This window comes from Pseudotamlana agarivorans, assembly GCF_001642835.1.
GTDB lineage: Bacteria > Bacteroidota > Bacteroidia > Flavobacteriales > Flavobacteriaceae > Pseudotamlana > Pseudotamlana agarivorans.
Genome location: NZ_LXEI01000002.1, coordinates 399,772 through 421,963 on the forward strand (window position 1 = coordinate 399,772; position 22,192 = coordinate 421,963).

Consider the following 22,192-nt stretch of genomic DNA (forward strand, 5'->3'; position numbering starts at 1 on the left):
ATTTGAAATTACTTTTAAAGCATTGCTAATTTCTGTGGAACTTCCGAGACTTATTGTACCTCATTTTCTATTAAGCCTTGTAAATAAAGGAAAATATATTTCTGTATCGGGAAGTAAATCTTTATACTGAGCTAACAACATGGTTTTTTTATGTATTCGAAAATAAAATACCCTAAACGAGCATTCCTAATTTTAATTTAGCCTCTTCGTAACCCATTTGGAAGATGTCTTCGGCATGAGTTTTTGAAAACACATCATGTTTCCCTAATTCGCTAGGAGCTATAAATACATCACAGGCCTTAAATTTTGCCTCTGATGCATTGACACGTGAAATTCTATAAGCCCGATCGATAACAGCTTTAGTATTTGAAAGTGCTTCAATTGAAGTTTCTAAAAGTGAATTTAAGAATACACCTATAATGGTGTCACAAGGTGTTAATATAGGTTCAATAGGGAAGTTGTTCGTTACACCACCATCACACAATAGCATGTTATTTAAAGGAATTGGCGTGAAAACACCAGGAACCGCTGCCGAGGCAATAATAGGTTTTATGATTGGCCCAGAATTAAAAAAGCAGGTTTTACCTTGAATTAAATCGGTTGTGGCAACGTACATAGGAATGTTTAAATGCTCAAAGCTGTCTTCTTTTAAATGTGACGTTAATAGTCTTTCAATTTTAGCACCATCTATTAAACCAGGTTTTTTTAAGGTATAATTGTGGTAAGAAAACAATTCAGTTTTCGTAAAAACATCAAATATCTGGTCACAAGAATTTCCGGCTGCATATAGAGAACCTACAATAGCACCTGCACTAGTTCCAGAAATATAATCTGGTTTGATCCCTAACTCTTCCATGGCCTTTAAAACGCCAATGTGTGAAATCCCTCGGTAACCGCCACCAGATAACACTAGCCCTGTTGTATGTGATCGTTTCATGAATGAAAATATATTTAATTTCAAAAACTAAATTACATAAATTTTAATGATCATAAACGTTGCTACATCAGGGAATACTTAAAATTAATAATGAAAGTGTTTAGTATAAATAGTAGAAAATTAAATCGTAGGAGGCTTTTAACTAAACACTCAGCAACGTAGGTTGAAGTATTCTTTGAACATCAACATTATCATTCTGCTGAATTAAAAAAGGCTCTAAATCTTCCGAAGTCATCATTTGTTCTTCTTTATCTATAAACCCATAACCACAATACAAGCTATCTTTTATCATGATAAAAGCGTTTTCATTATCATGTCTGCCTGGTTGTTTTAAGATCATATTTTTTGAGTTGGTTTTGGAGTATTCTATAGCTTGTTTAACACGAATATTATAGAGTGCTACCGATTCTGTTTTTCTACAAACACCTTTACAGGATTGAACTTCGTAACCAGAACATTCTTGAAGACCTTCCTGTAAATGACAGTATTTAGGACATAAATTAAACTGTTTACAGAGCTTTTCTAAATATTGCTGACATGTTTTTACGCTATACAGGATTTGAAAAGGAGAGGGGGCTGCCTTTAGGGTGTTAAAAGCTAAATGTATGATGCCATTGCGGTCTTGATAACTAAAGATACCGTAGGCTTTAGGTGCCCTTTTTAATACTTGATTGTACTTAGGGTTGTATTCTTTTATGGCAGCATCTTCCATAAGTAAAGCGATGGTTTCACTTCCAGAAAGTTCAAAATCTATATCGACCGTTTCTTGTGTTAGAAGCACTTCTTTTTCTGCTTTGCTATTAAAGTGCTTTAAAACTTGTTTTTGAATGTCGGTAGCATGACCGACATAGATAACAGTGTCTTTTTTATCTTTAAAATAGTAAACCCCAATGGCTTTCGGTAATTGATTATAAGTTTCTGCTTTCAGGTTTTTAGGTAACTTGGTTTCTTTAGCGTCTTTTTTCAGAAATACCTGAATGACATCTTGAGCATCTGGTTGCTCTAATAATTTTTGAAAAAGAATAACCGTAGCTTCTACATCGCCTTTAGCGCGGTGTCTGCCGTGTATGGGAATATCTAAATCCTGACATATTTTACCTAAACTATACGATTTATGTCCGGGAATGAGTTTTCGAGATAGCCTTACGGTGCATAGTTTTTTTCGGTTGAAAGTGATACCAAGGGCTTTAAACTCGTTTCTTATAACATTATAGTCGAAACTCACATTGTGTGCAATAAATACCGCCTGTTGTGTGATGGCTAAGATGTTTTCAGCAATTTCATGGAATTTAGGCGCTTTAGACACCATGTAATCATCGATTCCAGTTAAATCTGTGATATAATCGGGAATTAATGTTTCTGGATTAACAAGGCTTGTAAATTCATCAACTAAAACAGCATCGTCATATCTAAAAATGGAGATTTCAGTAATCTTATTACTTGGTCCCGTAGTTTCTACGTCAATTACGGTATAAATCATTTTACTAATCGTTCTAAAGCTTTGAGCTCAATACCTAGTTCGGTAAACATATTTATAATACTGCTTAGTTTGAGTTCTTCCTCGCTATATTCTTGGGTGTTAATGCTACAGGTGTATTCCCAAATTTCTAAAACTTCATCCATAGGAATGCTGTAATCATTGTATTTCTTGTTGTCGGACATTAATAAAAGGGAGCCGTTAAAGTCGATGTTATTCATAACACGCTTATATACCATACCATCATTTAATGTAACTAAAACGTAGGTACGCCCTGTTTTTATGTCATTTCTATCTTCTATAAAACGCCCAATAACAAAGGAGCCGTCTTTCATTGGTAACATGGAATCTCCTTTTATAGGAAAGGCTCTGTGTTTTCCAGTGGGTAGGAAAGGCAATTTTATTTTTTGTAATTGCTCAATGTATTCCGGATCATCATAACCGGCCAAATACCCCGCCGAAGCTTTAATAGGAACGACTTCAATTAAGTTTTCGTTGTCGCTATCTATGGTGATGGGGAATAACACACGCTGATTACCTACTTCAATAAAAGAAGCGTCTGTCGCCTTAGTTAAATCATTACGCAATAAAATATCTATGGGTAATTTAAAATAATCAGACAGCAGTATAAGCATGTCAATGCTTGGTGCCGAACGGCCTTCCTCATAAGACCCAATACGAGATCGTGTCACCTTCAGTTCATCTGCAAGAACTTCTTGAGACAACTTTTTTAGGGTCCGTAAATGTTTTATGTTTTTAGCTATTATTTTCATTATGCTACAAATATAAGTAATAAATACTTTGTTTTGTAGCTGTTTTTTGTGTCCGATAAAAAATATTTTAAGATGCATAGGTGCAACCAACGTAGATCAAGAAAAGCCTTAAATAATTATTGTACTTTTACGACCTTAAATTTTAAAATTGCATGTCGAAAGTTGTATTAATCACTGGAGGATCTTCAGGAATTGGGAAATCTATAGGAACGTTTTTAAAAGCTAAAGGTTATGTTGTATATGGTACCAGTAGAAATCCGCAGCATTATAAAGATAGCCCATTTCCCATACTTGCTCTCGATGTTAAAGATGGTGAAACTATAACCAATACTGTTCAAGATGTTATTAAGAAGGAGGGAAGATTGGATGTGGTTATAAACAATGCAGGTGCTGGTATAACGGGACCTATAGAAGAAATTCCAGACTCTGAAATTAAAAACAATTTTGAAACGAATTTTTTCGGACCCCTTAAAGTGATTAAAGCGGTGTTGCCACAAATGAGAAAGCAAAACTCCGGATTAATTATTAATATCACCTCAATAGCTGGTTATATGGGCTTGCCATACCGTGGTGTTTATAGTGCGAGTAAAGGCGCTCTGGAGCTTATCACAGAGGCATATCGTATGGAGTTGAAAAACTTCAATATAGAAATGACTAATGTGGCTCCTGGCGATTTTGCTACTAATATTGCTGCAGGACGTTATCATGCACCGCTGTTAGACGATTCGCCTTATTATAAAATTTATAAGGATACTTTAGAGTTGATGAATGCTCATGTTGACCACGGGAGTAATCCTAACATGATGGCTGAAGCGGTTTGTAAAATCATTGAAACCAATAATCCTAAGGTACACTATAAAGTAGGGGCGTTTATGCAGAAGTTCTCCATTGTTTTAAAACGTATTTTACCAGATACGGTTTATGAAAAACTTTTAATGAATCATTATAAGCTTTAAGTTGTAGTTCAGATTTTGATAAAAACGGGAAGTCTTTTAAAGGCTTAAGTTGCTGTATAAAACCTGACTAATTACCTGAAGAAACGCTTTATAAGAAGTAGGGTTTCGACAAATCCACCTAACAGGTCAAATTTTATTGACTTTTCAGAAGGACTCTAATAAGAATTATATTTTATTGAGAAATTATCTGTTGATGAGACCTAGAATATCATCTTCAAATTTATAAGAGAAAATATTCGCATTACTCTCTATAATTTTTTTGTCCTTATCAACAATAATGGTTTTTGTAATCGGGTAGATGATTAATTTTTCTGAGGCCAATTTAGAGTCTTGAAACTGGTATTCATGCTCATGATTAAAATTAAAATTGTCTAAAAGCTTCTCGGCTTTTTCTAAACCATAATCATCCACATTAATAGTAATGAAATGCACTTCAGGGTACTTAAGTTCTAATTCTCTAATCTTATAGTGACTGTCCTTGAAATGCTGATAATAAACGTTAGACCAAAACGTAATAACGGTCAGTTCGTTAATAAGCGTGTTAAGCTCAATCGCTTCATGGTTGTAATCAACAAGGTCAACAAGCGGTAATTGCGATCCATTTTTTAATTTATGAATGGAATTAGCATATTTAGTCATACGCTCTTTTTCAGACGCATTACTACTCTTATCTAGGTAAAAATCTAAAACCTTTCGGTTGTAGGATTCATCATCATGTTTTGATAAATATTTTAAAGTGAAATGATAAAGTAAATCATCTTTAATATTAGGGTCTGAAACTAAGCTGTCAACCAATTTTAAGCGTTCGAAATTGTAGCAAAAAGCATGCTGCTTACGTGATTTTTCGTCGTCGTGCTTAGCATGTTTTTTAAGCGCTAAATTACTTATGTTGTGCTTTAAAAAAGTACGGTAATTGTGGTAATCACTAAAAAAAGTATCGTTATAATTGATGGTTTTTCGGTAGTCATAAAAGCCATCAGGTAAACTTTTAAGGTTTTTCATTTTGTTCTTCCCGTGGTGCGCAAAAGGGTATACCTCTTTATTGGAGTAATAACTGTATTTGTTGTTGGCTTCAGCTATTTTGATGAATAAAGGAGAAGGATCGTATCGGTTTATAAAACTAGCTAAAAGGTTGTCCTTTTCAGTTTTTATAGAATCGATTTTTTGCTCATAGGCATCAGGAGAGAGTTGGCAAAGTTTAATAATGTATTTTTCTTCCTTTTCATGCTCAAGAAAATCATTAATCAAGTAGTTGTTTTTCTTATCGCCATGACCGGTAAAAACCAAAGATTCATCAAAGTCTAAGGTATTTAATCGAAACAAGACACTATCTCTAGGTTCTAAGAGCACCATTTGTGTTTCAACACCGTGTTTAAAGGTGTAAATTCCTGGAGTAAGCGAGTCTAACTTGTAAAGAAATCGGTTAACACCATTTAGCTTTACGGTGTCTATAACTTTTTGATCTATAGAAAGAACCACGTAGTTGGTGTTGGGATTTATAATTTCACCACCAATATATGCATAACTATCTCTCTCATTATCACTGTCTTGTTTACAGCCAAAAAAGGTTAATAGTAAAACTACAACTGAAAAGTAAATTCTCATAAATATGATAAGGTGTCTTTGGAGAAGCAAAAGTATAGGTTGTTACGGGATTCGGCTGTTAAGAGGCTGTTAAAAGTTGTTTTTCTTACAAATTTAGAGCCGTTTTTAATTGATTTTATCGCCTAAAATTGCTACGCTTAAGTTTCGTCTTACCAATTCATTTTTCTACTTTTGCAAAAATTTTAATATAAATTATGCTATCAGTATCAAATCTTTCTGTCCAATTTGGAAAACGTGTGCTTTTCGATGAAGTAAATACCTCTTTTAACAATGGTAATTGCTACGGTATTATTGGCGCCAATGGGGCTGGTAAATCTACCTTTTTAAAGATTCTTTCTGGGAAGTTAGATCCAACCTCTGGTCATGTGTCGCTTGAAGCAGGAAAGCGTATGTCGGTATTTGAACAAGACCATAGTTTATATGATGAGCATACGGTGTTAGAAACCGTTTTGATGGGGAATAAACCACTTTTCAAAATTAAATCTGAAATTGATGCCCTTTATGCTGATTACACCGATGAAAACGCCGAGAAAATAGGGGAGTTACAGGTGCAGTTTGAAGAAATGGATGGCTGGAACGCCGATAGTAATGCAGCTTCCATGTTATCTAACTTAGATATTAAAGAAGACTTGCATTATACCATGATGGCCGATTTAGATGGTAAACAAAAAGTACGTGTGTTATTAGCACAGGCTTTATTTGGAAATCCTGATGTGCTTATTATGGATGAGCCTACCAACGACCTGGATTACGAAACCATTTCGTGGTTAGAAAACTTCTTGGCTAATTATGATAATTGTGTGATTGTAGTTTCGCACGATAGACACTTTTTAGATGCCGTGTGTACACATATTTCGGATATTGACTTCGGAAAAATTAATCACTACTCAGGAAACTATACCTTCTGGTATGAGTCTTCGCAACTAGCCGCAAGACAACATGCACAGCAAAACAAAAAAGCTGAAGAGAAAAAGAAAGAATTAGAAGAGTTTATTCGTCGTTTTTCTGCCAACGTAGCTAAAAGTAAACAAGCTACTAGTAGAAAGAAAATGATTGATAAATTGAATGTAGCTGATATTAGACGTACCAGTAGAAGATATCCTGCTATTATTTTTGAACGCGAAAGAGAAGCAGGTGATCAAATTTTAAATGTTGAAGGCCTTGCAGCTTCTATTGATGGTGAAGTACTATTTAAGGACATCGACTTAAACTTAGCCAAAGGGGATAAAGTAGTGGTGTTTTCACGTGATTCGAGAGCTACTACAGCGTTCTATCAGATTTTAAATGATAAAGAAAAAGCCGATGCCGGTAAATTCATGTGGGGTGTCACGACAACACAATCGTATTTACCTCTAGATAATAGTGAGTTTTTTGATAACGACTTAACCTTAATTGATTGGTTACGTCAGTGGGCAAAAACAGAAGAAGAGCGCGAAGAAGTTAATATTCGTGGTTTCTTAGGAAAAATGATTTTTAGTGGTGAAGAAGCCTTTAAAAAATCGACGGTACTTTCGGGTGGTGAAAAAGTTAGATGTATGCTATCTAGAATGATGATGGTACGTGCGAACGTATTACAACTTGATGAGCCTACAAACCACTTAGATCTTGAAAGTATCACGGCTTTTAATAACTCCTTAAAAAACTTTAAAGGTACCATATTATTTACCACGCATGATCACGAGTTTGCACAAACTGTTGCTAACCGTGTGGTTGAGTTAACGCCAAACGGTGTGATAGACCGCTACACTACTTGGGATGATTATATGCAGGATCCTAAAATAAAGGAATTACGTAATCAAATGTATGGGGCGTAGGGTTTAGGTTTTAGGCAATATGTTGTATGCCGTATGCTTAAGGCATGTAACTTCGTTTCATTGAAGCTGTGTATACTGATTTTGCTGCCCTTCGACAATCTCAGTGTGACACCGTAGAGCATAGTTTCAGAAGTAGCTTAATCAATAGTCAATAATAAATATTCAATTTTTTTGGATTTATGCTGAAGGCTTGTAACTTCGTTTTATTGAAGCTATCTATATTGATTTAGCTGCACTTCAACAAGCTAAGTGTGACATCGTAGTGAATAGTTTCAGAGCTTTTTAAAGGTTTTATCTACGGTCTTCGAGCGGAGTCGAGAAGTTAAGTTACAAGGTTACAAAGGTTACAAAGGTTACAAAGGTTACAAAGGTTACAAAGGTTACAAAGGTTACAAAGGTGGTGACATTCAGAAGGAGGTACGACTGAAGAATCTTTAACTCAATAACTTGTTAAAATACAGAGATTCATGAAGGTTTTTTGCTTTAGGTGGTATGTTTTATGCCAATAACCAGTAACCCACAACAAATTTTCACTTCTAATATCTACTATTTAACTTTTGAAGACTCTTCGACAAGCTCAGAGTGACAAGTTGGGACCACGTTTCAGTAGTAGGTTAATAATCAATAATGAATAGTCAATTTTCTTACCCAAAAACCAATATCTAGCTCAAAAAAAAAACAGCCTAGAATATAATTCCAGACTGTTTTATAAATGTTTGATTTGTTTTGGAAAACTAATTTAAAGTAAAGTTTGAAGGCTATAGATTGATACGCTTCACGAGATAATAATCACGTTCTACGAATCCATTTTAACTTCTACCGTTTCACTTCAAATTAATTATCTATCGATCCCATAACACGCTTCATAAAGGCATTTAATGCTTCTTTTTTAGGCGTGCCATCTTTGATCATTTTGTTAACTTCAACGGCTCCATACATGTTAGAAATAAGCTCGCCAATAACATCCAATTCTTCATCTTTTAAAGACGATAATTCGGTTAAAGCTTCTAGCGTTTCGATGGTTTCAATTACGAAATCCTCGTCATTCTCCTCAATAAATTGAGTAAGATGTTTAATTACTGGTAACTTCATCGACTAAATCTTTTAAAGGATCAAATTTATTGGTTTGCACTTGGTTTAAAAAGTTCCCATTTTTAAAAGTAGCAAAGGTTGGTAAATTATCAACATTAGCTAATTTTCTTGATTCTGGGAATTTTTCAGCATCAGCGATAACGAAAGTAATGTTTTCGTTTTCGGTGGCTAACTTTTTAAATTTAGGTTTCATAATTCGGCAGTTACCGCACCATGTTGCAGAGTATTGAACTACAACCATATCGTTGTTTGAAACTAATTCGCCTAAATTGTCTTTATCTAATTCTTGAACCATGAGTTTTGTGTTTTTAGTGTGAAGCTAAATATTCAGCGGTACCTTTAGCGTTAGCTTGCATAGCATCTTTTCCTTCTTCCCAGTTTGCAGGACAAACTTCTCCTTTTTCTTGTACGTGTGTTAAGGCATCAACTAAACGGATGTACTCACCAACATTTCTTCCTAAAGGCATGTTGTTTATACTTTCGTGTTGTACTGTACCTTCTTCGTCAATAATGTAAGTCGCTCTGTATGTTACGTTATCGCCTTCAACTTGTACGGTTCCAGTAGCTTCGTCAAAAGTTTCGTTAGTAATATCTAAAATACCTAAAATGCTAGATAAGTTACGGTTGCTATCAGCTAGGATTGGGTAAGTAACACCTTCAATACCTCCGTTATCTTTTGGCGTGCTTAACCATGCGAAGTGAACTTCTGGCGTATCACAAGAAGCTCCAATAACTACGGTGTTACGTCTTTCAAATTCTGGTAAAGCCGCTTGGAAAGCGTGTAATTCTGTAGGGCAAACAAATGTGAAGTCTTTTGGATACCAAAATAAAACAACTTTTTTCTTGTTATCTCTTGCTGCTTCTAAAACGTTTAGTTTAAAAGTATCACCCATTTCGTTCATGGCGTCTACGTTTAAATCTGGGAATTTTTTTCCTACTAATGACATATTTCTGTTTTTAAGTTATTAATTGTTTTCTACTGCAAATGTAGTATAGAATATAGATTTTTTAGAATAATTAAATCCTAAAAATTTATCAAACTATAGATTTTTGTTATAGTAAAATTTAAACTGAATAGTTTTCAGTTATTTAGAGGCGAGTTCCTTTATTTTGATGTTTAGCGCAGCGAATAATAAGGTGGTAAACGGACTCAACCAATTAAAAATGGCATAGATAAAGTACTCGCCAACACCAACGCCTAAAACGCCAGATTGATAAGCCCCACAGGTATTCCAAGGGATGAGTACTGAGGTTACGGTACCCGAATCTTCAAGCGTTCTACTTAAATTTTCTGGAGCTAATTGTTTGTCGGCGTAAGCTTGTTTAAACATTTTTCCAGGAATCACGATGGCTAAGTATTGATCGGAAGCAATAATATTTAATCCCAAACAACTAATTACGGTACTAGCAAACAAGCCGAATATAGAACTTGCTACGGCTAATAAAGCCTGAGTAATTCGAGCTAACGCTCCAATACCATCCATCACACCACCAAAAATCATGGCACAAATAATTAAAAAGATGGTCCATAACATGCCTTTCATGCCGCCAGAAGCAAAAAGTTCATTGAGTTTCTCGTTATCGGTGCTTATTTGGGTGTCTGTTAAAATGGAAGTGATTACCGCTGAGAATTTTGAATCTCCTATTCCGTTTAAAATATCCGGTTGAAACACAAAAGCAAAAATAGCAGCTAATAATACCCCGGCCAATAAAGCGGCCAAAGGTTTGGTTTTTAATAATATGAGACCAACTACCACCACAGGAACCGCGAATAACCAAGGGGTAATGTTAAAGGTGGTTTTTATGGTTTGCAGTAAATCGCTAACATCGGCACTTCCCGAAGTTTCGGTGGTTGCACTTAAAATCCCAAAAACAATTAAAGTGATCACAATGGTAGGTACCGTTGTAATGGCCATATACCTAATGTGAGTAAACAAATCGGTTCCCGCCATAGCAGGCGCTAGATTGGTGGTATCACTTAAAGGTGACATTTTATCACCAAAGTAAGCCCCAGAAATAACAGCACCAGCAATCATACCAGGATGAAGCCCCAAAGCCGTACCAATCCCCACAAGTGCAATACCTACAGTCGCCGAGGTGGTCCAAGAACTGCCCGTAGCTATAGAAATAACCGCTGCGATAACCACAGAGGCGGGTAGGAATATCTGCGGACTTAAAACCTGTAAACCATAGTAAACCATAGCCGGAATAACGCCGCTAATTAGCCATGTTCCGGCTAAGGCTCCTACTAAAAATAAAATCATAATAGGAACAAAAACACTTTTTAAATTCTCCCATATTTCTTGCAGCATGAGTTGGTAGGATACTTTGTTTAAAAAACCTACTACAGCAGCTATAGCCGCACCAATTAATAAAATAATTTGATTAGAATATTCCCCAAACATTTCGCCGTTAGCAAAAAAAATGTTGTAGGCTAAAAAACTCATTAAAACCAGAACAGGAATTAGGGCTGCAGTAAAATTTAGGGCTTTGTTTTCTATAATATGCTGCCCTTGGGCTTCAAATTCAGAAATATTTTTGTCGTCTTGCATGAAGGTGATTTTGTAACGGTAATGTTACGATTTTCGTAGAAGTTACGCAAGTTTAGGTTTCAGTCTCGGTTTCAGTCTCGGTTTCAGTCGCAGTTTTCAGTTAAACGCCTAAACGATTAAACAAATCACCAAATCAACAAATCACCAAATCCACGATTAAACATATAAACAAACCCCATCCTTCCATAACAATCAAATTCTTACATAACAAAATCTTTTTAGTACATTTAGGCATTATTAATCAAACCAAATTTTAACAAATGAAAAAATTAGTACTACTTGTATTAGGCTTTATTTTAGGAGCAGTTATTACTTATTATTTTTGTCCAAGACCGCTTCAAGAAGAGGTGGCTGAGCAAAAGATTGTAAAACCAAAAGGTTTAATTACTTTTGATGAAGCTAAGGTTTTAAACGACAATTGGAGCAAGTATAGACAAAAGGCAGTCGATTCGGCTTCAAAAAAATATGGAGGACGAAATAAGGACACTCGTAATGTTAATTGGCCTTTAGAAGAAGTAGAAAACTATATCGCTTATGCGAAAAGCCAAGCAGATAGCTTAGGGTATGAAGTAACAGGTTTGCGAGTGTATCTTGGGGTTTACGGTAAAAACCAAGGTCAAGCAAAGAAAAACTTATCTACCATGTTTATTGTTCCTACAGGAACCAAAACCACATCTAAAGCCAGTAGCTTAAATTTTAACCTTCAAGGAGGGCCAACTGATTTAGATGTAAGTCCATTGAACAAAGTAACTGGTGGTACAGGTGATTTTCCTCAATAAATATTTTTTGTGCTTAATTTTTTAACTCAAAATTATTATTACCTTTTAAGTCTAGAGTTCTTAACAGCAATTATAGGTTTGTTGTGTTATAAGTATTACAAACATAGTGTTGCTAAATATTTTATAATATTTTTACTATATGTAACTGTTGTAGATACTTTAGGCTTGTATACACAATATGTGAGCGAAGACAAAGCATTAGAGTTTTTAATAGGTACCGTTTTTGAGAAGAATTACTGGCTGGGTACTTTATCGTGGGATATTGGTGCTGTTTTGTTTTATACTTTTTACTACCGTAAAATTTTACATTACAAGTTGTCTAAAAATATTGTATTAGGAGTTTCTATTTTATTTTTAATATTTTCTCTAGTATATATAGGGACTCATTTGAATCAATTTTTTCTTGAATATTACAGCAGTGTCATAGTGTTTGGAGGTTTTACCGTTGTACTTTGTTCTTCACTCTATTTTGTAGAAATGTTACTAAGCGAAAAGATTCTATATTTTTATAAGGATTTAAATTTTTACATTAGTGTGGTTATTTTTATGTGGTGGATTATAATTACACCTCTGACTTTTTATGATGTTTATTATACATATGATGAAGTGAACTCTTTTAGTGACTGGAATTATGTTCATTTAAGGCAACAAATTTATATTTTCGCTAATTTATTTATGTATTTGTGCTTTACAGTTGCTTTAATATATTGTAGACCACGAAAAAACGAAATAGTTGATTGTAAGTAAATTTGATTATGTTTGTAATAAATATCGACATTTTATTATGAAACATCTATTTAAATTAAAGCGCATCGTACTTATAACGGTGTTTGGTTTTTTAGCATTTAACTGTTCTAAAGATGACAGCGAAAACTCTGGTAACACTTCTTTTTACAAGCCAGATGGTGTTATTACTATAAACGAAGCACAAGATTTACATCAGGCTTGGCAAGATAAAAATGCCGCTTTATTTAATAAAGCGGGCTCTAGTAAGTTTAGTGAGCAACACCAATCGTTTTGGTGGTCGTTAGAAGATATACGTAATTATTTAGACTACGCCCAACAAGAAGCCAAAGACAAAGGTTATAACATGAATGGTATTCGTGTTTACCTAGCCGCTTATCCAGAAAAAGAAGGCCAAAATACCTTATTTATCGCGCCTACAGGATATGAAAATACAGTTAAAGCCAGTGTTTTAAATTTGAGTTTTTTTGGTAATGATGAAGATATCCCTGTAGGACCGTTGAACAGAAGTGCAGGAGGTTCAGGAGGGTATAATCCTTAATTTTTTGAATCATTTACAAGTAAACATTTACGTTTAATTCAAAACAAGTAATAATCTTAGCAGCAGTTTTTAGCGATGTTCTCTTTTTAAGAGCTATGCTTAACTGCTGTTTTTTGTTTTGTATTTTTATGCTTTAAGCTGTATGCTTAACGCTGTATGCAGCATACTGTGATTCAGAAGGAGGTTCGACTTAATAATCTTTATCATAAGAAATTGTTGTAACGCAGAGGTTTATTGCTTTACGCTGTACGCTTTATGCCAATAACCAACAACCAACAACCAATTTCTACTTCTAATATCTAAAATTTAACTTTTACCCTTAATTGCCTTCCACAAGCTCAGGATGACAAGGTCTGGGCTCTGGGCGGTACGCTTTAAGCTGTATGCTATAGGCGTTATGCTGTCATTTAGAAGGAGGCACGACTGAAGAATCTCTACCCTAAGAAGCGGTTGTAACACATTCACTGCTGTTCCTGCTCGATTATTCGTGATATATTCAATATCTTTAGCCTCATTAAGAAAACTTGGCACTTTTAATCTATAAAGTAGTCGTTTCAAGTTTTCTAGAGAGAGAAACAACTAACCCACTATTTTATGATTGTTTTAAGCATTATGGAAGCAGGTGAACGCTTGGCCAGTACATCTTCGGCAGAGCGTTATATGCTGATATACATGATTAATGTTTTGGCTATTATAGTAGTGCTGTTTATTGCGTTTTTCGTGATGTTTAATATTCGTAAAAATAAACTTCTGCAAGAAAGAATTAAACGCGAACAGGAATTTGAAACCCAAATTGCTACTGCTAAAGCCGAAACTCAAGAACAGATTTTAAAAGATATTGCCTGGGAGTTACATGATAGCGTCGGACAATTATTAATATTTGGAAATATGCAGTCTCGCTCATTACTGCGTTTGAGTCCGGAATCCTTAGAATTTAAAGTTGCTGAAGTTAATGAAACCTTTAATTCGAGCTTGACCGAAGTAAGAGCCTTATCTAAAACACTTAACGGCGAAGTGGTTTTGGATTTAGGTTTTCAAAAATCGATTTCAAACGAACTGATTCGACTAGAGCGCATGCGCTTTGACAAAGCAATACTTGAGGTTGTTGGGGATAACAAGCTTTTTCCTCGTAGTAAAGACGAAGTCATGCTTTTTAGAATCCTTCAAGAGTTTTTATCGAATTCTGTAAAATACTCACAAGCCAAAAACATTCATATTATTTTAGATTACCAAGCAGATTATTTGGTTGTTACCGCTAAAGATGATGGGAAAGGATTTGACATCAATACCATAGAAAAAGGCTCCGGACTAATTAATATGAATGGCCGTGCAAAATTGATTAATGCCGAATTAACTCTGAATAGTGCACCTGGAGAAGGGGTGGAGTTGATTGTTCGTTATCCGTTGGACAATGCTACGCAGGAAGAGGTTGATGTTTAAAGTTACGTTGTATTTTTAATCATTAAGAAGTACTTAAATCCTACTTCAAATGCCTCTTATTATATTATTCGGATTGCAGTTTTGAGTTCAGATAACTAGGAAGCACAGGCCTTCCAAATAACATCTTCAGGAAGCGGCGCATCAATGGTTATTGCTTCTTTTTTAACCGGATGAATAAATTCAATGTGTTTGGCGTGTAAATGAATACTAGCGTCTTTATTACTGCGGTCGAAGCCGTATTTTAAATCGCCTTTTATCGAACAACCTATAGTGGCGAGTTGAGACCTTATTTGATGATGTCTGCCTGTTTCTAAATTGATTTCTAGTAAAAAATAATGGTCTAGCTTTTTTATAACTTTATAATGAAGTACGGCTTTTTTACTCCCAGTAACCTCCTTATCGTGGGCTTTAGATTTATTATTTTTCGGGTTTTTAACCAGCCAATGTGTTAAGGTATCAGCCGTTTTTGGTGGTTGATTTTTTACCACTGCCCAATAGGTTTTTTGAATGTCTTTGGATATAAACAGTTTGTTTAATCGCGGTAGAACTTTACTGGTTTTTGCAAAAATTACTAAGCCTGTTGTGGGGCGATCTAAACGATGAACCGTGCCCAAATACACATTTCCAGGCTTATTGTATTTGTCTTTAATATACTCCTTAACCACATCGCTCAAAGGTTTATCGCCTGTTTTGTCTCCTTGCACAATATCGCCAGCACGTTTATTTACAACAATAATATGATTGTCTTCGTAAAGTACTTGAAGGTTGGATTTGTTAGAAAGGATCTTCGAGGCGGTCAATTTTTTGTTGGTTATTGGTTGATGGTTACTAGTTATTAGTTAGGGGGATGCGTATTTATTGTTTATAGTTTACAGCCCATAACAATTTAAAATTTATTAATGATTATTTATTATTGCTAAAAGCAAATAGCCTACTGTAATTTATTTTTTTGCCTAAAGCCTAAAGCCTAAAGCCTAAAGCCTAAAGCCTAAAGCCTAAAGCCTAAAGCCTAATACTTCTCCTCCTCATTGGGGAAATCGGTTGTTTTTACATCGTCTACATATTGGCCGATGGCTGTGGTCATGTCTTCGTAAAGATTTAAATAGCGGCGTAAAAATCTAGGATGAAATTCATGGGTCATTCCTAACATATCGTGTAGTACTAAAACTTGTCCGTCTACATCTGGACCAGCACCAATACCAATAATAGGAATACTAACACTTTCGGCAACTTCTTTGGCTAATTGAGCAGGGATTTTTTCTAAAACGATGGCATAACAACCAATACGTTCTAGCATTTTAGCATCGGCGATAAGGCGTTTTGCTTCTTCTTCCTCTTTAGCACGAACGGTATAAGTACCGAATTTATAAATGGATTGCGGCGTTAAACCTAAATGGCCCATTACAGGAATTCCAGCATTTAAGATACGCTTTATAGATTCTTTAATTTCTTTACCACCTTCTAATTTTACAGAATGTGCTCTACTTTCTTTCATGATTCTAATGGCCGAACGCAGGGCTTCTTTAGGATCACTTTGGTAGCTTCCAAAAGGTAAGTCGACAACAATTAAAGCGCGATTTGCAGCACGTACTACCGATGAGGCATGATATATCATGTGGTCTAAAGTAATAGGCAGCGTAGTTTCGTAACCTGCCATAACATTACTAGCCGAATCGCCAACAAGAATGACATCGACACCAGCGCCATCTACGATTTTAGCCATGGTATAATCGTATGCGGTAAGCATCGATATTTTTTCGCCACGAGCTTTCATATCGACTAATGTTTTTACGGTTACTCGTTTGTATTCTTTTTTTGCTGTAGACATTTTTTCTGTATAAAATTTATGAGCAGCAAAAATACTAAATAAAGCAGATATGGCTAAATTTTTATGGCTTTAGCTTCTCGTTTTACGATGGGGTTGTCATTTAACGCTGGTTGCGCAAGGGATAGTAGTGAAAAGCCCACAGGGAGGTACGACCGCGGACTTGCAACGGATAGCCCGACCCCTTAGGGTTGCGCCCAAAAACAACTAACAATCGGTGAGGTGAACGCCCACGGCAAGGCCGCCTTCGCTGGTTTCTTTGTATTTTCTACTCATGTCTTTGGCGGTTTCCCACATGGTTGAAACGACTTTATCTAGAGGTACTTTGACGTTTTCGGGGTTGGTGTCTAGCGCTAATTCTGCTGCATTAATGGCTTTGATGGCGCCCATGGCATTGCGCTCGATACATGGAATTTGCACGAGTCCGCCAATGGGGTCGCAGGTAAGCCCGAGGTGATGCTCCATAGCAATTTCGGAAGCAACCAAAACCTGTTCTGGTGTGCCACCAAGGAGTTCGCATAAAGCACCAGCAGCCATGGCTGAAGACACGCCAATTTCGGCCTGACAACCGCCCATAGCGGCACTAATGGTTGCGCCTTTTTTAAAGATGCTTCCTATTTCGCCAGCGACCAGTAAAAAACGCTTGATGTCTTCGAAATTTCCATCGTGATTTTCAATAACCAAATAGTACATGAGCACGGCAGGAATTACGCCTGCGCTTCCGTTGGTAGGTGCCGTAACCACACGGCCTAAAGAGGCATTAACTTCGTTAACCGCAAGGGCAAAACAGCTTACCCATTTTAGGATTTGGCGGAATTTAACTTCGGTTTGCCTGATGGAATAAATCCACTCGACAGGATTCGTATAAGGCGCTGTGCCTTTTATATTTTGATGGATATCGAAGGCGCGACGACGTACTTTTAATCCGCCAGGAAGTGTCCCTTCGGTATGGCAGCCCAAGTACATGCTATCTAGCATGGTGTCCCAGATGCGTTTTAATTCGGTGTCTATTTCTTCCTCACTACGGATGGACTTTTCGTTTTCTAAAACAATTTCTGAAACCGATTTGTCCCAGGTTTTACAAAATTGAAGCAGCTCGGTGCCTTTATCGATAGGATAGGGGAAACTACATTTTATCTCGAAATTCTTTTTTGCGTTGTTTTTGGTTTCTTTAACCACAAAACCACCTCCAATAGAGTAGAAGGTAGAACTTTGTTTTTTGCCCTTTATAACCGTTGAAAATCGAAGTCCGTTGGAATGAAAAGGCAGAAATTTTTTATTGAAAACAATAGCGGTACTCGGATCGAATGGGATACGGTTTTCGTTATTGAAACACAGGGTTTTACTTTCCTTTATTTCTGAAATAATACGGTTTATATCCTCAGTAGGCATGGTTTCGGGATCGGCTCCTGTAAGGCCTAACATGATGGCTAAATCGGTAGCATGCCCTTTACCTGTTAATGATAACGACCCATATAAATCGATTTGTATGTTATCGACTTGGCCAAAGGTATTGGCTTTTTTTAGTTCGGCTATCCATTGTTCGGCGGCACGCCAAGGTCCCAAAGTATGGGAGCTAGAAGGACCTACACCAATTTTAAGCATGTCGAAAACAGAGATACATTCCATAGGGCAGCATTTTTCTGCAAATATATTGTTTTTAAAAGTGATTTATGCCGCCAACGACTTGAGGTATTTTAAAATAATTGTAAAAAAAAAGATCGGTTTACACATCTAGTAAACCGACCTTTTTAATAGTGTTAAAGCTTAATTATTGCTTAACAATTTTAATAGCAGTGTTTAATGCTGCAATACGTAAAATATAGATTCCTGAAGGTAAATTAGATACAAATCCAAGCGTTGTTTTTCCACTTGACAATACCATGGTTTCATTATAAACCGAAGTTCCTAAAATGTCTATAATTTCTACATTAGAGCTTACAGGTGCCTGTAAATTTAATTGTAAGTTCAGGTAGTCGTTAAACGGTACTGGGAATACTTTTACAGTATTTACACTAGCATTGGTTTCAAGATCGCTTAAGGTTGGACCTTGATTTCCAGGGGAACCAACAGCAGCTTCATTAGCGTCGTTAACCGCTGTAGCTACAGGTTTGTACATCCCATCTCCAATGACACTAAAGGCACCTTTTTCAACATCATAAGATTGTCCTGGTGCTGTAGCTGTATCTGGGAAAGCTTGTGCATCAACAATATTACCTACGGTAGTTGGGTCACCAATCCATAAGGTTACAGTATCACCACCACCACCTAAGCCAGCGCCAGCGTAAGTTCCTATCTGTACATCGGTAAGGTTATAGTAAGCACCCCAAACGGCTATAAATTCATCGGCATTAGCATCATCAATAGCGATTACCGATTCGCCTGGTTGGATAGAAGTGATTCCGCTAATTAAAACTGCTGCATTAGGGTCTTGTGAATCATCGTCAAAATATAAACCACCAGAAGCAGGTGTCCATGCTATTGGGCCGTTGTTTGTGATTTCAAACCAGTCTGCCGTTAAATTGCTTCCTTGGTCGTTACCAGCCCAGATTTCGGTAATATTTAAAATAGGGCCAACAAGTTTATTATTGCTACCAGGTGTATTTAAGGCTTCACCTTCGGTAGGTGTTCCTGTAAACCCTGAAAATCCTTCTCCATTAAAATCATTTCTAATCCAGTCGTTAGGGCTATCTGTATCTGTACCATTAGGCATGCGAGAGGCTCCACCATAGGTCGTTGAGCCGCCATCAAAATTAGGAACTAAAGACACCACATAGGCGAAGTCATTTAATCCTCCATCAATAACACCAATACCATCAACAATCGTACTCCAGTAAACGGTATCGATAGCACCATCATCAGCGGTATCAATATCGTTTCCAACAGATCCGGTGTAGTTTTCAACAAGTAAAAGCGAGATGCTTCCATTTCCAATCACATCGGTAAGGAAACCTGTGCTCCAGAAACCATTTTCGTCTGTTGTTCCTAAGTTATGAGACGACGTGATGTTACCCGTACTACCTTCATCAGCTTGAACAACGACTACCGAATATGCTGAATAATCGGTAAATGGTGCGCCAAATATTTCAATGAATTCATTGGTGTTATTTCCAGCATGATTTGCCACAAATTCATTAATTACTGGTGTTTGTATGATTGGTTGTGCTACAGGACCTAAAGTCACGATATCGGTTCTAAATTTTTTCCATTGCACACGTTGGTCTTTATTTTCGTTACCATCGTTGTAAATTACAGTAGCCCCAAGATCAACTAATAATTTAATCGTATCTGTATCACCATCTGTACCTAAAAAAGTGCTGTTTGGTAAATCTGCAATACCTTCAAAAGACCCGTTGGTATGAAGCGCTGTTAAATCGGCACTACGCATTTCAGGAGTATCGGTAGCAAGACCGGTCCAAGTGTATAATTTAAAGTCATTTTGAATATTAAATGGCCCACCAATTAAAACACAACCACCATCGTTACACTCCATACTTCTTAAAGATCTTCCGTTAAGGTCTAAAAATATAGGCGTTCCAAAAGTAGCAGAACCAGCAGCCATACCTGGTAAACTTGTAAAGTTTGTTACCGGGATTACAATGGCGTTGTTTTCAGAAGTCGAACTTCTTAAACCTAAGTAAGCTGTAGTGGTGCTGTTTGGTGCTAAAGCTAAAGCTTCAACTTCTATAACTTGACTTAATCCGAAGTAATTAGCGCCTAAACCGTGATCGTTATTGGTATCCCAAGCCACTAAATCGTCGTGTAGGCTATTGTATTTATCGCCATAAGTTAGGGTTGAATTAGCTCCTGAACCAGATACTTCGGTAGTAAAGATTACCGATCTATCGGCTTCCGCAGTAGAACCTGTCCAGTAAATCGTGTTGTTTAAACGGAATGAACCTTCAATATCCACTTCTTCGGTAGACCCTAAATCGGCGTTAAAATCGATAGATTTCACAGGTAAACCTGATTGGTTTCCGTTATATAATCGGATGGTTTGATCTTCATCATCACCAATCCAGATGTAATCATCTTCAACAGTGATTCCTGTTGATCCATCGGAAGCACCCGTATAAAAATGACTTGTTGTTGGTGACACAGAAGCTTCAGAAGCCGCATAATTAATAGTGTAAGTGGCTGTGTTTAAATCGGTGTCTTGAACAGTTACCGTGATGGTTGTAAAACCTAGTGCCGTAGGGGTGATTTTTAATAATCGGTTAGCATCGGTACCAGTTAACACTAAGTTGGCGTTAGGTACTACGGATTCGTCGCTACTAGCAACCGATACTTGTAAATCGGCAACAGGAGTTTCAACATCTGAAACAAGGAATGGAATCCCGTAGATGCTTGCTGGATCGGTAGGATCGTGAACCACACCACTAGCAGAACCTATATTTTGTTCTGGTAAATCTAAAAAGTTAGATAGGTTAGCGGTATCAACCGTAATGGTTAATGTTGGAGTAGAAGTAGCTAAAGGCCCTTGGTTTCCAGGAGAAGCGATAGCGGCTTGGCCTTCATCATTCATGCTTGTGTTGGTTGCACCAGCTTGAGAAGCATTACCAACTGTGCTGTAGGTAGTAAATTCAACGTCGTATGATTGTCCGCCAAATCCATTAGTATCTGGGTAGGTTGCATAATCAATCATGTTTGCCGTTACTAATGGATCACCTAAGAAAAGGGTAACACCATCACCTCCTTTACCAAGACCAGAACCAGCACAATAGCCTACTTGGATACCCGTCATATCATAATCTAAAGTCCAAAGCGTTTTAAAATCGTTGGCTTCGGTAGCGTCTCCTAAAATCACAATAACACGTTCGCCAGGTTGGATCGCACTAATACCTTCAATGATATCGGCACTTGCAGGATCTTGTGAATCGTCGTCATAGTATAGGGCACCATCAGTACTGGCTACCCATGCCGTTAAACCGTTGTTTTTAATTTCAAACCAGTCTGCAGTTAAATTATCGCCCGGATCGTTTCCAGGCCAAATTTCGGTTACCATTAAATCGAAACCAGCAGCTAAAGGACCTTGATTACCAGGCGATCCGATAGCGGCTTGGCCTTCATCGTTAACTGTTTGTGTCGTAGGAGCAGCATGGTTAGCGTTAGCAGCCGTACTAAATGCAGCTAAGGCTACGTCGTATGATTGTCCGCCATTAGCATCAGCATCAGGGTAAGCTTGAAAGTCAATAATGTTACTTGTTAGTGTTGGATCACCTAAGAATAAAGTCACACCATCACCGCCGCCGCCAAGACCAGGGCCATCGGTATAGCCGATTTCAATACCTGTCATATTATAATCTTGAGACCATACATGGTTAAATTCATCAATGTCTGTGATTTCTCCAATGATTACAATAACATGTGCGCCAGGTTTAATTTCTGTAATCCCTTCAATGATTACAGCTTTAGTAGGGTCTTGAGAGTCGTCATCATAGTATAAATCAGCATCCACACCCGATACCCAGGCGGTTGTCCCTTCGTTGGTGATTTCAAACCAATCGGATGTTAAATTATTGCCAGGTTCGTTACCGGGCCAGATTTCGGTTACTTTTAATATTGCTTGGGATGTCCCGATAAAGCAAGTCAGTAAAAGTGCGCTAAATAGCGTAATTTTCTTCATGTGTACATAATTTGGTTAAGGGCGCAATGTA

Annotated in this window: 18 protein-coding genes; 6 read left to right on the plus strand and 12 right to left on the minus strand. The window is 36.8% G+C overall.

Features of this window, described 5'->3' with window-relative positions; genetic code table 11:
- Nucleotides 1–172: 172 nt before the first annotated feature.
- The 3 genes from A6I66_RS05080 to A6I66_RS05090 all read right to left on the minus strand — a co-directional run bounded on the left by A6I66_RS05080 (nucleotide 173) and on the right by A6I66_RS05090 (nucleotide 3,187).
- Entirely contained in the window at nucleotides 173–937 is a 765-nt protein-coding gene (locus A6I66_RS05080; RefSeq protein ID WP_067146263.1) for a patatin-like phospholipase family protein, read from the minus strand.
- Nucleotides 938–1,079: 142 nt separating this feature from the next.
- Nucleotides 1,080–2,417: an exonuclease domain-containing protein gene (locus A6I66_RS05085; protein ID WP_067146265.1), complete on the minus strand. Its 1,338-nt coding sequence runs from the start codon at nucleotides 2,415–2,417 to the stop codon at nucleotides 1,080–1,082.
- A complete protein-coding gene (locus A6I66_RS05090) occupies nucleotides 2,414–3,187 on the minus strand; it encodes an XRE family transcriptional regulator (protein ID WP_067146267.1) in 774 nt (257 codons plus the stop codon). The genes A6I66_RS05085 and A6I66_RS05090 overlap by 4 nt, the downstream gene beginning before the upstream one ends.
- Nucleotides 3,188–3,339: 152 nt before the next feature.
- Between A6I66_RS05090 and A6I66_RS05095 the strand changes: the two genes are divergently transcribed.
- Nucleotides 3,340–4,143 (plus strand): SDR family oxidoreductase, encoded by an 804-nt coding sequence (locus A6I66_RS05095; protein WP_067146269.1) that lies wholly within the window; start codon nucleotides 3,340–3,342, stop codon nucleotides 4,141–4,143.
- Nucleotides 4,144–4,326: 183 nt separating this feature from the next.
- Here A6I66_RS05095 and A6I66_RS05100 read toward each other — a convergent pair whose 3' ends face one another.
- Entirely contained in the window at nucleotides 4,327–5,748 is a 1,422-nt protein-coding gene (locus A6I66_RS05100; protein ID WP_067146271.1) for a TlpA family protein disulfide reductase, read from the minus strand.
- A 194-nt stretch (nucleotides 5,749–5,942) separates the two neighbouring features.
- On the opposite strand from A6I66_RS05100, the gene A6I66_RS05105 reads away from it, so the two are divergent.
- Nucleotides 5,943–7,562 (plus strand): ABC-F family ATP-binding cassette domain-containing protein, encoded by a 1,620-nt coding sequence (locus A6I66_RS05105; protein ID WP_067146273.1) that lies wholly within the window; start codon nucleotides 5,943–5,945, stop codon nucleotides 7,560–7,562.
- Between the two features lie 834 nt (nucleotides 7,563–8,396).
- Here the strand turns inward: A6I66_RS05105 and A6I66_RS05110 are convergent.
- From A6I66_RS05110 to nhaC, 4 genes are all read right to left on the minus strand, one after another.
- The gene (locus A6I66_RS05110) at nucleotides 8,397–8,654 is read right to left on the minus strand and encodes a DUF6952 family protein (protein ID WP_067146275.1); all 258 of its coding nucleotides are present in this window, start codon (nucleotides 8,652–8,654) and stop codon (nucleotides 8,397–8,399) included.
- Nucleotides 8,635–8,949, minus strand: coding sequence for a thioredoxin family protein (locus tag A6I66_RS05115; RefSeq protein WP_067146278.1), 315 nt, complete (start codon nucleotides 8,947–8,949; stop codon nucleotides 8,635–8,637). The genes A6I66_RS05110 and A6I66_RS05115 overlap by 20 nt, the downstream gene beginning before the upstream one ends.
- 13 nt (nucleotides 8,950–8,962) lie before the next feature.
- Nucleotides 8,963–9,601 (minus strand): peroxiredoxin, encoded by a 639-nt coding sequence (locus A6I66_RS05120; RefSeq protein ID WP_067146280.1) that lies wholly within the window; start codon nucleotides 9,599–9,601, stop codon nucleotides 8,963–8,965.
- Nucleotides 9,602–9,739: 138 nt separating this feature from the next.
- Complete coding sequence (gene nhaC / locus A6I66_RS05125) at nucleotides 9,740–11,206, minus strand: Na+/H+ antiporter NhaC (protein ID WP_067146282.1); 1,467 nt, start codon at nucleotides 11,204–11,206, stop codon at nucleotides 9,740–9,742.
- Nucleotides 11,207–11,466: 260 nt separating this feature from the next.
- Between nhaC and A6I66_RS05130 the strand changes: the two genes are divergently transcribed.
- The 4 genes from A6I66_RS05130 (at nucleotide 11,467) to A6I66_RS05145 (ending at nucleotide 14,710) form a co-directional block, all read left to right on the plus strand.
- The gene (locus A6I66_RS05130) at nucleotides 11,467–11,985 is read left to right on the plus strand and encodes a hypothetical protein (RefSeq protein ID WP_067146285.1); all 519 of its coding nucleotides are present in this window, start codon (nucleotides 11,467–11,469) and stop codon (nucleotides 11,983–11,985) included.
- 9 nt (nucleotides 11,986–11,994) lie between these two features.
- Nucleotides 11,995–12,732: a hypothetical protein gene (locus A6I66_RS05135; protein ID WP_067146286.1), complete on the plus strand. Its 738-nt coding sequence runs from the start codon at nucleotides 11,995–11,997 to the stop codon at nucleotides 12,730–12,732.
- 37 nt (nucleotides 12,733–12,769) lie between these two features.
- The gene (locus tag A6I66_RS05140) at nucleotides 12,770–13,270 is read left to right on the plus strand and encodes a hypothetical protein (protein WP_067146288.1); all 501 of its coding nucleotides are present in this window, start codon (nucleotides 12,770–12,772) and stop codon (nucleotides 13,268–13,270) included.
- Nucleotides 13,271–13,864: 594 nt separating this feature from the next.
- A complete protein-coding gene (locus tag A6I66_RS05145; protein ID WP_245683425.1) occupies nucleotides 13,865–14,710 on the plus strand; it encodes a sensor histidine kinase in 846 nt (281 codons plus the stop codon).
- A gap of 95 nt (nucleotides 14,711–14,805) precedes the next feature.
- Here the strand turns inward: A6I66_RS05145 and A6I66_RS05150 are convergent, their stop codons facing one another.
- The 4 genes from A6I66_RS05150 to A6I66_RS05165 all read right to left on the minus strand — a co-directional run bounded on the left by A6I66_RS05150 (nucleotide 14,806) and on the right by A6I66_RS05165 (nucleotide 22,161).
- Nucleotides 14,806–15,510 carry an RluA family pseudouridine synthase gene (locus A6I66_RS05150; RefSeq protein ID WP_067146290.1) on the minus strand — a complete coding sequence of 235 codons (705 nt, stop codon included), beginning with the start codon at nucleotides 15,508–15,510 and terminating at the stop codon, nucleotides 14,806–14,808.
- A gap of 209 nt (nucleotides 15,511–15,719) precedes the next feature.
- Complete coding sequence (panB, locus tag A6I66_RS05155; RefSeq protein ID WP_067146292.1) at nucleotides 15,720–16,538, minus strand: 3-methyl-2-oxobutanoate hydroxymethyltransferase; 819 nt, start codon at nucleotides 16,536–16,538, stop codon at nucleotides 15,720–15,722.
- A 204-nt stretch (nucleotides 16,539–16,742) separates the two neighbouring features.
- A complete protein-coding gene (locus A6I66_RS05160; protein ID WP_067146294.1) occupies nucleotides 16,743–18,164 on the minus strand; it encodes an L-serine ammonia-lyase in 1,422 nt (473 codons plus the stop codon).
- Between the two features lie 142 nt (nucleotides 18,165–18,306).
- Nucleotides 18,307–22,161, minus strand: a complete 3,855-nt coding sequence (locus A6I66_RS05165; protein ID WP_067146296.1) for a T9SS type A sorting domain-containing protein — start codon at nucleotides 22,159–22,161, stop codon at nucleotides 18,307–18,309.
- Between the last annotated feature and the right edge of the window lie 31 nt (nucleotides 22,162–22,192).

Excerpts from the sequence above, each read along its gene's own strand:
- A6I66_RS05095 (WP_067146269.1), top strand. The coding sequence starts at position 3,340 with ATGTCGAAAGTTGTATTAATCACTGGAGGATCTTCAGGAATTGGGAAA.
- A6I66_RS05130 (WP_067146285.1), top strand. The coding sequence starts at position 11,467 with ATGAAAAAATTAGTACTACTTGTATTAGGCTTTATTTTAGGAGCAGTT.
- A6I66_RS05090 (WP_067146267.1), bottom strand. The coding sequence starts at position 3,187 with ATGAAAATAATAGCTAAAAACATAAAACATTTACGGACCCTAAAAAAG.
- A6I66_RS05100 (WP_067146271.1), bottom strand. The coding sequence starts at position 5,748 with ATGAGAATTTACTTTTCAGTTGTAGTTTTACTATTAACCTTTTTTGGC.
- A6I66_RS05105 (WP_067146273.1), top strand. The coding sequence starts at position 5,943 with ATGCTATCAGTATCAAATCTTTCTGTCCAATTTGGAAAACGTGTGCTT.
- A6I66_RS05145 (WP_245683425.1), top strand. The coding sequence starts at position 13,865 with ATGATTGTTTTAAGCATTATGGAAGCAGGTGAACGCTTGGCCAGTACA.
- A6I66_RS05080 (WP_067146263.1), bottom strand. The coding sequence starts at position 937 with ATGAAACGATCACATACAACAGGGCTAGTGTTATCTGGTGGCGGTTAC.
- A6I66_RS05110 (WP_067146275.1), bottom strand. The coding sequence starts at position 8,654 with ATGAAGTTACCAGTAATTAAACATCTTACTCAATTTATTGAGGAGAAT.
- A6I66_RS05115 (WP_067146278.1), bottom strand. The coding sequence starts at position 8,949 with ATGGTTCAAGAATTAGATAAAGACAATTTAGGCGAATTAGTTTCAAAC.
- A6I66_RS05085 (WP_067146265.1), bottom strand. The coding sequence starts at position 2,417 with ATGATTTATACCGTAATTGACGTAGAAACTACGGGACCAAGTAATAAG.
- A6I66_RS05165 (WP_067146296.1), bottom strand. The coding sequence starts at position 22,161 with ATGAAGAAAATTACGCTATTTAGCGCACTTTTACTGACTTGCTTTATC.
- A6I66_RS05120 (WP_067146280.1), bottom strand. The coding sequence starts at position 9,601 with ATGTCATTAGTAGGAAAAAAATTCCCAGATTTAAACGTAGACGCCATG.
- A6I66_RS05160 (WP_067146294.1), bottom strand. The coding sequence starts at position 18,164 with ATGGAATGTATCTCTGTTTTCGACATGCTTAAAATTGGTGTAGGTCCT.
- nhaC (WP_067146282.1), bottom strand. The coding sequence starts at position 11,206 with ATGCAAGACGACAAAAATATTTCTGAATTTGAAGCCCAAGGGCAGCAT.
- A6I66_RS05140 (WP_067146288.1), top strand. The coding sequence starts at position 12,770 with ATGAAACATCTATTTAAATTAAAGCGCATCGTACTTATAACGGTGTTT.
- panB (WP_067146292.1), bottom strand. The coding sequence starts at position 16,538 with ATGTCTACAGCAAAAAAAGAATACAAACGAGTAACCGTAAAAACATTA.